The sequence below is a fragment of the Acinetobacter sp. 231_lipA genome, assembly GCF_058243005.1.
Window position 1 is genome coordinate 3,006,257 of the sequence record NZ_JBZAYU010000001.1, and the last position, 12,164, is coordinate 3,018,420.

A 12,164-nucleotide genomic window follows, 5' to 3' on the forward strand; every position below is an offset into this window, starting at 1 on the left:
TGTTTTTGATTCTTAGTCTTTGTGTTTTAATTCTTTTAAATATGCGGTTAAACCACTATTTTGAAACAAGACCTGAAACTGTTTTAGCACCATTTATGGATCAAATGTTAGTGACTTACTACGACAAAGTGAATCACAAGTTTTTGAGGAAATTCGTGATTTTTGCTCCATTGTTTCTCTTTGTACTAGGATACTTGAAATACAGGAAGAAGTTTTAATCTGGCTTGGCTTTGTTGCACAAATAGCTAACACTATGATTTTATTATATTTATTTTTATTAAAATTTTAGGAAAAACCTTAAAAATCAGTATCTTGAAAAATATTTATGCAACAAAGCCTTCAAACAGCACAGACTCAAGATATTTTGATGAGGATATACACTAATCTTATTCATCATCATTTTACGCAGGATATCGTATGATTTTGAAAGAAGACTTAATGATTGATGGATTACACTACATACCCAAATTTGATCATTATAGTTTTTCCTTTTCTTTAAATAGACCACCCCGTGCCAGAGTCCAGATCAATTACCGTAAACATCCTGAATTAGCCCTATTTAGAGATGATCCCATATATGAAGATATCAACTTAAAGTTACCTGCCATGAAAGTTTTTAATGCGATTAGTCAGAGAGTTGAGGAGCTTATTTATAAGCATGATATTCATTATTGGTCTTTTAGTGCGACCTCTACGAAAAAAGCGAATGTCTACGAAAAACTTTTAAAGCGATGGATGAGTCGTAACACCATAGCCTTTAAATATGATCGAGTGGAAAATGATTTTTATGTATATGTAGAGAACAATTTTAATGAGTAATTTTGCCAAAATATAGAGAATCTGATGCGGATATTGATTTCTACAACAAGTTTAAAATTGAGGAGAAAATCTTGCAAGCTGAAAAACTACTATTAAAGGTTCAAGAAATTTTAAGACAAAAGCCTGATTTATTTGAAATTGCTGAAAGTTCTTTAAATCATCTAATTAATGATTTAGAGCAAAGAGAAAATTCTCTTGAACTTAAGAGAATTGAGGAGTTAACAAACAAACACTTTTTTGTAGACAGTTATCAGCGTGGCTACAAATGGAAGCCCCAACAGGTTAAAGCATTATTGGATGATATTGATGAGTTTAAGATTGAAAAATCTTCAGATTTTTATTGTTTACAACCTGTCGTAGTTAAGCGAACAAAATTACAAGATGATGTCCAATACTATTGGGAACTAATTGATGGTCAGCAACGTATGACTACAATTTTTATTATTTTAAGTTACCTGAATAAAGACAAATTTTTCCACCTAAGATATGAAACCCGGAAAGAAAGCACAGAGTTTTTAAATCAATTATCTAATTTGCCTGAAAATGCTAGTGAGATTCCCTTAAGTACAATTGATAGTCATTATTTTTTTGAAGCTTACAAGGCCATCCAGGAATGGTTTTTGAAAAAAGAGGAAGAGGCTGGGTTTAGCCGTGAGGATTGGAAATCAAAGCTTTTAAAGAATACTAAAGTGATTTGGTATGCAGTTCGTAATAATGAAAATGAAGATTTCAGAAAACAATCTATAGAAATTTTTACTCGCCTGAATCAAGGTAAGATTCCTTTAACAGATGCTGAATTACTCAAAGCTTTGTTTTTACAAAATGTAGTTAAGGCTTATGAAATCCCAGAAATTGCTATTCAAAAACAGATGGAAATGGCGAATCAGTGGGATTTAATTGAACAATCATTACAGGATAATGATTTTTGGGCCTTTCTAAGCCCACACAAAGACACGAATAAATATACTCGTATTGAATTGATCTTTGATTTGATTGCACAAAAATCTAAGTTAGAACATTCAGCCATTGAACAAGATCATCAAACTTTCCTTCATTATGCAAACCAGTTTAAAAGCGATGTCAATTCCAAAGAACAACTTAAAGAAACCCTTGAGTTAATTTGGCAAGATGTACTGACTGGTTTTCAACGCTTAAATGAGTGGTATCAAGATGATCGGCTTTATCATTTAATCGGTTATTTAATCGGGCAGAAATATAAGAAGATACAGGACCTTTGGGAAGCGGCTAAGGAAACTAAACGTGATAATTTTAAGCATATATTGATTGGTTTTATTGGAGAAGAACTTAAAACTATTTTTAAGCAAAAAAAAGAAGATAAGGAAATTTTGGCTTTTGAGGCTATTGATTATGAACGTAGTAATGCTCGGCCAAAACTGATCTCATTATTAACATTGTTTAATATATATCGCCATGAGCAGCAAAGAACACGGTTTCCATTTAAACAATATTATGCATGTAAATGGGATATTGAGCATATTCATGCCCAGCAAAGCCCAGAACTCTCACAAGAGGATAAGTTAAAAAGTTGGTTTGAAGACCAAAATAAAATTATTGACAATGTACCTAGCGAAGATCAAGCCCGTTTAAGAACAGCATTGGATAGATATAGAGCAGCGAATAAGGATGAGTCTGATATCTTGCAAACTGAATATTTGAAAGAATTATACGCCGTTGTAGGTGATACATCTGAAAATGTTCATACACTTGATAACTTATGTCTTTTACCTGATGAAATTAATCGTTCGATCGGAAATGCTCCATTTTTTATTAAACGGCAAGACATTATTAGTAGTGAACAAAAATGGGAACACGGGAATACTAAAACTGATTTGAAAACTAGTTTTATACCTTTGGCATCTCAACAAGTGTTTTCAAAGTACTTTAGTCCAAATGTAAACCAAATGCTGAAATGGGGTATTGCTGATAGGGATGCGTATAAAAAAGCATTAATAAATTGTTTTAATAAATATGGTATTCAACTTAACCATATTGGAATGGGGGGAGAATAGCATGGCAACATATACATTATGGAATACTTTACAGCAATATAAAGTCATTATTCCTATTATTCAGCGAGACTATGCTCAAGGTCGAAAAGATGATCGTCAGATTGAACAGATTAGAAAAGGCTTTATTAAAAACCTATTTGATCATCTTGTTTCCTCAGTCCCATTAGAATTGGACTTCATATACGGTGCTTTACATCAGGATGAATTGGAATTGTTGGATGGTCAGCAGCGATTGACGACTTTATTCCTGTTACATTGGTATCTGGCAAATAGAACTGAAGAAAAGCTTCAAAAAATTGAAATTAAAAAAAATCTAAGTCAATTTACCTATCAAACTCGAGTTAGTTCAAGAATGTTTATTTCTGAACTCATTCAGCATGGTCATGAAATACAGATAAAACAGGTGGCCGAAGATAATAAGTTATCTTCAATGATCGAAAATGAGGCTTGGTATCTAGCTATCTGGAAAAAAGACCCTACAGTTATATCGATGTTGACGGTATTGGATGAAATTCATAGTCAGTTTCAAGCATTAGTAAATTACTCAGAAATAACTGCAATTGAATTATGGAAAGCTTTGACAATAGACAAAGTACTTTGTTTTTATCTATTGCCAATGAATGACTTTGCCCTGAGTGAGGAGCTTTACATTAAGATGAACGCTAGGGGAGTTCAGCTTACTGAATTTGAGAATTTCAAAGCTTGGTTACAGGGGTATTTAGAAAAATCTATAGATAATGAGACTAGGAAAGATTTCTTTAATCAAATAGATCGCGAATGGACGGATTATTTGTGGACCTTGAAACAGTTTTCAAGTAAATCAAAGGATACTAACAAGCCTCATAATCTTAACTTTGATGAGATGTATATGCAGCTCTTTAAGTCCTGCTTATTGTGTCATAGTTATGTATTAGCAACATTTAAAAATGCAAAAACAGAGAGTACATATGATAAAGATGAAAAAAGTTTGGTTAGTCGTTTAAGAAAAAACCTCATTATTACAACAGATGAATATGAAGTGCTATTGGGCAATGCGAATTCACAAGTACAAATTATGCAAAATATTTATAGGTTTTTTGAGTTTCTAAAAAACTATAGTGGTGAAGAAAATATTCAGGGTATTTTACTGAATATTTTTAACTCTAAAGATAGTTCTTATGAAGCCCAGGCACAATTTGCAATTCTCTATTTTTATAATGCATACATTAATAATGAAAGCCAATTCGATGATTGGTTTAATGTTACAAAGAGATTAGTTAATAATGCCAAAAACTATTTTAATGCTGAAAAAGATTTAATTAGTGTTTTGGATGCAATCAATCATTTAGCAGTTGAAATTTCTGAAAACAATATTTTAGATAAAATCCGTTCATTGACTGAGACGAGTGAAATATTTAAAAAACTTACTACGGCATTTGATAAACAGCATATTGAGCATGAAATAGAAAAAGCAGAATTAATACATCATAATGCAGCATGGAAATCACTATTTAGAAAGTATGAAAAACATGACTACTTCTATGGGCAAATCAGTTTTTTAATTGATTATGCCAAAGATGAGGGGAATCAAAATGTTTCTATGGATATATTCACGAAGTATGCAGAAATCTCCAGTAAAATTTTTACTGATAAATTCCTTAAAGATGAAGATTATATTTTCCATAGAAGCTTATTAAGCATCGGAGATTATTTAGTAAAGGATGGATCTAACTGGAGTTTTGGGCGACAAGTTTTTAATACTGTTCGACAAAGAAATGAAAATTGGCGAAAAGTATTTGAAGATAAAGACAGACGTAAAATGCTTAAAACTTTACTAAATCAAATCAATGAAGGTAGTGAGTTTGAAAGCTTAAAAAATATTATTTCAAATAATATTAGCCAGGTTAAAGACTGGCGTAGCTATTTCATTAAAGAACCTAAGACTATTAAATATTGTCAAAAATATCAGATACGTTTCCATAATGAAAACGAAATTTATTTATTAAGTTCAAGACAAATGAATGGTGCTCATGCTGAACTAAGAACATATGTTCTATATTCAAAGCTGCTTAAAATAGGTTTCGACGAATCTAAAGTACAGTATGTCGAAGTTGCTACCAGTAGTGAAAATCCTTCATTAATTGTAAAGTTAAAGGATTTACCTATTTTAAGAGTAAAATTTGAAGCAGGTTCTTTTAAAAATGACTTCCTAATGCAAGATTCAGTAATTAATGAGGAGCACGGATCTGAATATGCCGAGTTATTGATGAGACCGGAATATGCAAAAGTTATAGATTTGGAAAAAGAACTAATTAGTTGGGTTGAAGTACAAGAAGTTGCATGAGAGTAAGTTAAGCAGATAGAAAAGTGAACCGTACCGGGTTTGTCGGAGACTTTTTTATTTAAGTTAGGCCACCTGACCTAATGGGTTAATCTTATCATAGTACTTTGCTTCAAACTCAGAAGAGGCTATTAAGTTCTCTTCTTTATAGGATTGTAGACTGGCATAAAAAGCAACTTGAATTGAGTTGGTTTTCTCAATCAATATTGAACTAAAGATTACAGTAGTAATCTTTAGTTCATATATTGATTGATCTCTCAGAAAATTATAGTGGGTACCGAAGAATGAAACACACAGTTAAAACTAAGACTTTTTAGCTATTTCTCTTTTCATGTAATTAAAAAGTTTGTCTCCATTTTTAGGTGCATCCTGTGGATTTAGAATACCTTCGGTAACTAATCGTTCTCTTAATTTGCCTTGAGTGGTGATGTCATTAAATTTGGAATCTTTTTTCAACATTTCTATCAAAGATTTAAGATCTTGAATTTCTGGGTCATTAAACAATCGTATTAAATGCTCAATAAGCGAATTTTGTGGCATAGCCATTGTCTCATCAGCTGCTGATACCGGTAGCGATTCCTCATTTATCTGATGTTCTACAATTAAACTGATTTGCTCTTGTAGGTTTGGCCTTGATGAAGCTTGTGGCTTTGGATGTTCAGGTTGCTGTATTGGCATAGGGGGTTGCTGATCGACTGGTTGTGATTGAGTTGCTGTTACAACAGGTGGTGTTACTAATGGACTGCTCTGTACCTCAGAATGTGCGCTTAAATCAGTTGTTTCGGATATTGGCATTGTTTGTGGATTAGTGTCCAAATGCTTTTCTGATGGATGAGTGATGTTTGCTGATCCTGTGTGTTGAGTAATATTCGAAGCGTTTACGTCTTCTGTTTTTTCTGTAGGTGTGACGTCGGAGATCTGTGACATCTGAAAGCTACGCTGAACTTCAGTCCAAGTTTTAGAAATTCTTTCATTTAGTTGATTTAATGTCATTTCTAGAAACTCTTCATCAGCAATGCTTGGCAAAGCCTGTTCTAAATCGGTTTGATGAGTCGCCTTAAAACATGGATAGGCTTTTGTTTTATAGTAATAAAGTGTGTTAATAAATTCAGATGGCAATAACTTGCCAATGCTAAAAGCCACCAAATACGGCAAATCTTTATATTCTTTACATTCTGATCGTGTATAAAAGAAATCAAGACGGTAAAGATCGGCCTTTAATGCACTTAAATTTAATGAATATTCGTGCTTAATTAACATCTCATAATGAAAGTAGAGTGATAATGCAAGCAATGGCAAATGCTTAATATTCGATTCTAGGAGTATATATTCAGTTAGAGTTTTTTCTTGCAGAATTTTCTCAGACAAAAAATCTAAGGTGAGTTCATCTTTGGTTTGTTTTACTCTTAAATCATTAGAATAATATTCTCTTGATCCACATCGCTTCGAAATCTGTTTGTATTTTTCAGTTAATTGTTGATCATTGATTTCAATGTTAAACAAGAAACGTGTAAACATGCCGGCATAAGCTTTAGTTTTTTCATAACTTTCTAAGGAAAAAAGATTTTTTTGTGTTTGTTCGTCATGTACTTGTGCATGAAGGCGAGCGGGGCTGTATTTGGTTGGGTTAAAATATTGGTTTAATGTTTCATTATTGATAATGCTCATTAAACGCTCTTTTGAAATTTGATTTTCAAAAATGAGCGCAGTAAATTTGATTGCCTTCTCATGTTCTAGTGTCGTTTTTTGATCTAAGCGATATGCTCCCCAAAATTGTGCTATTAGTGGATCAGTGGCTAAGCTTACTTGCAGATTGTTTGCACTATAGTTTAATGCAATTTTTCCCCGCTCGGTTAAGGCATAAAATTGTTGTACGGCTTCTAAACCAATATAGCTAGCCAAAGTATTTTCAGATTGATAAGTAGAAGATGAATATGATTTAGATAGTTCAGCAAGAATATACTCATTATCATCTAAATGTGTAATATCAGCCGCAGTATTCATGAGATTAAAAAAACTCTGTTGAGTATTCAAATAAGGTTGAATCCTAGAACTGTGTATTTTTAATAAGCCTTGAGCGATCCAGTTATTCCATTCTTTAAAGCTAAGAACAATATATTGACCATTGATCATTAAAAGAACTCCTCATCCTCATCATCTTGATTAGGCTGATATTTAATTTGAGTAATATTTGGAAGATTTTGAATTAGTTTATGCGGAGAGGGGGTATAATAACTCATAAACAGATTACATCGACTTCTCGTAGTTGCTACAAAGAGCAGACGCTTATCTAAATCTGGATTTTTTTCCAACACAAATGGTTTGACAATATCTTTATTACTATTTAATTGTGGAATAAAGACTTGCTCAAAATCTAGACCTTTTGAGCTATGATACGTCATAAGGTATGCCATTGGCTTTGATGGCATCTCGTTAAAGTCGCCAAAGTCATTGCCTAAGTATCTAATATTTATGTTATTTTCTCTTAAATAAGTATTTACTTGTCTATAATCATATCGGTCACTTTTACCTGCTTGATAAGAAAACAATTCATCAGCATTTTTAGAACAAAAATGTTGGATAATCACTTGAATAAGCGAAGTAATATCTCTGTGATGTGATAGCAATATACAACTAGGCTTGTCTGGCCTAGCTCTACTTAATGCTTCTTCCGCTGTCCAAATAAATTCTTGATTTTGATTTTCGAATTGGATCAATCTAGCGGTTGTATTTGCTAAAGTGTTTCCTGGTTTTCCACTAAGTAAATGATTATTAGGTAAAATGCTGAAAGCAATTTTAGCTAAAAACTCTGTAAGCCTATGAATAATCATTAATACGTGCTGGAATGGATTAACCGTTGAAATAATTTCTGTTTCTGTAGCCGATTGTTCATAAATAGATTGGGCACAATCACCAGCAATAATTAAATGGGTTGATAGTTTCTTGATTGTATTTAAATCTTCAGCAGAAATATCTTGAACTTCATCAAGAAACACGAAATCGCATGGCCAATTATTTTTTAAAAATTTGGTATGTGTAAGGAAGTGTACACCTTCCACATTCTCTTCTTTAAAGGCACTAATTGCTAAATCCTTAAGAGCGTGTGTGTATGTCAAATAACAAAAAGAAGCATTAGGGTATTCAAGCTTAAGTTCTTGTGTTAAAGCTGCTAAAACTGTTGTTTTTCCAGTACCAGCAGCTCCTCGAACCCAATGAACATGACTTAAATTGTTTTTAATTGATAGAATGTATTGGCGTTGCTCTTCACTCAAATTTTGCTTTTTAATCCACCAAGCCATAATTAACCCTCTTTCATGCCTAGATTTGGTTTTAGACTAGATACTAAATTTTCAGAGGAATATATCTCTTTATTCTCATGGATTATTCTTTTCTTCATATCAGTTGCTGTAGATTTAAGCTGTTCATAATCTTCAAGTATGTCACAAACTTCAATAAGGTCATCACAATCTCTGATACGTACAGAGCTAGTATATATTTCATCCTGAAGTAACAAGAGGGCTTTTTCTAAAAGAATAGTGCCTTCTTTATCAGCTCGAAGTTTAAGAATTTTACCAAGTTTTAATAAAGCGGAGGTGAAATTTGGATCATGTTCTAATGCTTTGCGAAGATAGAGTTCCTCTTTTTCTCCGTATGACTTACAAGCAATGTTAAACGCATTAACAGCATTTGGTGAGCGTTTGTAGGCAATTTCGGCCCATTCATTAGATTTTTGTGATTTACCGGCTCGAGCATAATTATAACAAATGTTAGTAGCGTGATTAGCATTACGATCTAAGCGTTCGATAGCGATGTATAGATCTGCAGCTAGTTCATATGCTCCCGCTTCTGAACAGGCTGAGGCATACTCAACGGCAATATCTACGGGAGGGCGACCATTATAATCTAAAAGTGCTTGATTAAACTTTTGCTTTGCTCGAAGCATATGTTCTTCCACTTTTGTTAAAGTATTATTGGCTAGAGGATTTAGAATAGAGGTGTTTACTTTTATACCATCAATTACAGCTTCAACATTAAGAAGTTTTTCATGATTAATATTGGCGTAGACATCAACGATAGCTCCTTGCTTAAAATAATCATCTTCTGTCTCTATAGTCAAAATGCCTAAAAGTTTATTTTTGCTTCCTACGCAAATAGGTAAATCGATAATGGTTTGATCATCACGAGTGACTATTAGTTGAGTATGGAATGGCTCTGGGGTAGGAACCTCAGTTGATGCTGGTATGATTGTTTCCAAATGCTCATGAGAGGTGATGATATATATAGCTTCTGAAACAATAGGCCTAATAAAATCAATTCCTAGACCATGATAGCTAAATGAATGAATTGCAGCTCCGAGAGAAACATGAGCTCTTACATCCTTAGGTAAGATAGCTTCAACTTCATCTGAAAACTCATTCATGTAATTCATTACGCATGATTGCACTAATGGGTTAAGACAACTTCCTCCGATGAAAAGAACACCATCTATGTCTTCACGTTCTATATTTGCTTTAGATAATGCATCTTCAATCGGAGAGGATAAATGCATTGGTGTGTGTATACCATCATACATCCCCACAAAATCATCCATAATGATTTTAAACTCATCAAGGCGTATAGACGGTTTAGTTAAATTTAATCTAGAGTCTCTGACTTTAATTCCTTCCAGAGAATGTAAAGTGAAAATTTCGCTGGAATATTGATCTAAGCTTCTAAATTGATTTATATTTTTTTGTTTAAGCCATTTGCAAACAGCTATTTTTAATTGTTCTGCTGTCGCTTGCAAAACAGGGATGACAATTTCTGAAATATCTCTTGAATCGGGTTTGAAATGTGTGTTCTCTCTTAAAAGTTGAGGTAATAGTATATTTTTGGCAATTGCTCGATCGATGTCATCGCCACCTAGAGCCGTAAATTTTGAAATTGCCAAATTTTTTGATGAAAACTTGTTGTTGCAAGCATCAACTTGAAGAACTGTCACATCACATGTTCCTGCACCAAAATCGTACACTAGTATGTTTGTTGGTCTAGACTTAAGTTTTTCTAAAAAAGGATGTGTAGCATTATTTCTAGTACAATCATATACAAAGCTTAAAAATGCGGCATTAGGCTCATCAATTAAACAACATTGATTCTGAACAATCCCACATTCTTCCAAGCTATTAAATAGACTACGTCTTTGATTAGCTTCAAATGAGGCTGGTACGGAGAAAGCAAATTTGTAATTTTCCAAATTTGAATTTCCAGTTTCATTCTTAATACTTTCTAAAAGCTTACTAAAAAAAACTTGAGTAGCATCTTCTGCTGTCTCAATGATATAAGGCTGAGCCTTGCTCTCAGATAGAGCGGTCAATGGATAAGTGGGACCTATTGCTAACCCTAAGCGCATTTTAAATGATGAAAAGACATTGCGACTTTCAGTTAATAGCGATTTTAATCGATATGCATCTTGGCCCCAAATAAGAGTTTTATTTCGCCACGCAAGTACTGTATTCACTAGGTGATGCCGTATGGTCGCACCATATTCATCAGGTTGATTAAGAGTAAGTGTTTTTACTTTTTCAACGGAGTTCTCAGTAATGACTACCAGACTTACAACTGTTGTGGATGTGCCAAAATCAATACCAATATAGAGCTTATTGGGATATGAAGGAAGTTGGTTTTTTTCTGAATTTTGATTAATAAGCCAATTTGTATTGGAAGAATGTTCTATAGGCATTTTAATTAAGGTTTTTTGAAGGAGAATAAATCTATTATGTTGTTCTTATAGGTTTTATTCAATAGTAAGCTGAACCGTACCGGGTTTGTCGGAGACTTTTTTATTTAAGTTAGGCCACCTGACCTAACGGGTTAATCTTATCATAGTACATTGCTTCAAACTCAAAAGGCGATACATAACCCAGTGCACTGTGTACACGCTTTTTATTGAACCAATCTGGCTTTGTTGCATAAAAATTCTTCAAGATACTGATTTTTAAGGATTTGTTTAAATTTCAATCCAAAAATAAATTAAATAAAATCATAGTCTTATATATTTATGCAACAAAGCCGTTCTGCTGTGATCACAGCTGTACAGCCTGTCACATATTTTTAACAGCTGTTGTAGTTATGATTCCTTAAACATTATTTCTTTTTTGATTAAAAACCATTCTAATGGTTACCAGATTTTTTAATGTTATATTTTTTAATAAAATCATTTATAATACAATCATGTAATTCAATAAGGCCATCCTGGCTAGCTAAAAATGGTAGCCAAATATCATTATGATCTATAAAAAAATCTTTTTGTTCCTGAGTTAAAGAAGAATTTTTATTTTTTTTTATAAACTCTTCTTTAATTAAAAGATATTCTTTTTGCTTTTCCTCAAACTGTTCCAAAAATATATCCATAGATTTGTACAGAGGTAAATTTTTAGTTTGTAACCAAAAGTTCATAAATTCATAGCGTTTTTTCATCAGAGACTGTTCGCTTTTTATCCTATTTTCAGCTACTTGAGCTTGAGCTTGTTCAGGCCATTTTTCTGTTTCTTGTCTTAATTCATGTATTTTATCTTTTAATTTTTTTAAAAAGTTCATATGCACTAGATCTGATATAATTGAAAATATATTTAGTATCTTATTATATTTATTTAATATAAAAAAGGCTTTGTTTCATAAACCTAGAATGGAAGGCTTATTCAGTAATATAATTTCAAAATGCATAAACCTGCCCCCTAAAATCTATCGTACAACCAATTGGTCATCTTATAAAAAATATTATCTATGATTTCTTAAATTCTTTAGAACGAGAAGAATACATTCTCTTAATCAAAATGGTCGATATAGCTAAATTCTAAAAACACTAGCACATGGAAACATCTGTAAAACCTCATTTCCTATGGTTTTAGGTATGATAATAAATTAAGTATTCAGTTATAAGTTGAATCATGTTAATACGATGAAAAATATGGAAAGTAGCTGGATATCGAATCTTTATCTAAGCCAAATTTCATATG

General features: G+C 32.6%; 8 protein-coding genes. 3 read left to right on the forward strand and 5 right to left on the reverse strand.

Annotation, left to right across the window (positions count from 1 at the left end; genetic code table 11):
- Positions 1-417 precede the first annotated feature (417 nt).
- The 3 genes from AC4CUX_RS14670 to AC4CUX_RS14680 are packed head-to-tail and all read left to right on the forward strand — an operon-like array spanning position 418 to position 5,172.
- Positions 418-819, forward strand: a complete 402-nt coding sequence (locus tag AC4CUX_RS14670) for a hypothetical protein (protein WP_490747792.1) — start codon at positions 418-420, stop codon at positions 817-819.
- Positions 820-821: 2 nt separating this feature from the next.
- Entirely contained in the window at positions 822-2,849 is a 2,028-nt protein-coding gene (locus AC4CUX_RS14675) for a DUF262 domain-containing protein (RefSeq protein ID WP_004679599.1), read from the forward strand.
- A 1-nt stretch (position 2,850) separates the two neighbouring features.
- Positions 2,851-5,172, forward strand: a complete 2,322-nt coding sequence (locus AC4CUX_RS14680) for a DUF262 domain-containing protein (protein WP_490792491.1) — start codon at positions 2,851-2,853, stop codon at positions 5,170-5,172.
- 300 nt (positions 5,173-5,472) lie between these two features.
- Here the strand turns inward: AC4CUX_RS14680 and AC4CUX_RS14685 are convergent, their stop codons facing one another.
- The 5 genes from AC4CUX_RS14685 to AC4CUX_RS14705 all read right to left on the reverse strand — a co-directional run bounded on the left by AC4CUX_RS14685 (position 5,473) and on the right by AC4CUX_RS14705 (position 11,745).
- Positions 5,473-7,302, reverse strand: coding sequence for a hypothetical protein (locus AC4CUX_RS14685; RefSeq protein ID WP_490747789.1), 1,830 nt, complete (start codon positions 7,300-7,302; stop codon positions 5,473-5,475).
- Positions 7,302-8,468, reverse strand: coding sequence for a 3'-5' exonuclease (locus AC4CUX_RS14690; RefSeq protein WP_490747788.1), 1,167 nt, complete (start codon positions 8,466-8,468; stop codon positions 7,302-7,304). Before AC4CUX_RS14690 ends, AC4CUX_RS14685 begins: the two co-directional genes overlap by 1 nt.
- A 2-nt stretch (positions 8,469-8,470) precedes the next feature.
- Positions 8,471-10,888: an Hsp70 family protein gene (locus AC4CUX_RS14695; protein WP_490747787.1), complete on the reverse strand. Its 2,418-nt coding sequence runs from the start codon at positions 10,886-10,888 to the stop codon at positions 8,471-8,473.
- A gap of 109 nt (positions 10,889-10,997) precedes the next feature.
- Positions 10,998-11,132, reverse strand: coding sequence for a hypothetical protein (locus tag AC4CUX_RS14700; protein ID WP_265596413.1), 135 nt, complete (start codon positions 11,130-11,132; stop codon positions 10,998-11,000).
- Positions 11,133-11,319: 187 nt separating this feature from the next.
- Entirely contained in the window at positions 11,320-11,745 is a 426-nt protein-coding gene (locus AC4CUX_RS14705) for a hypothetical protein (RefSeq protein WP_004776956.1), read from the reverse strand.
- Between the last annotated feature and the right edge of the window lie 419 nt (positions 11,746-12,164).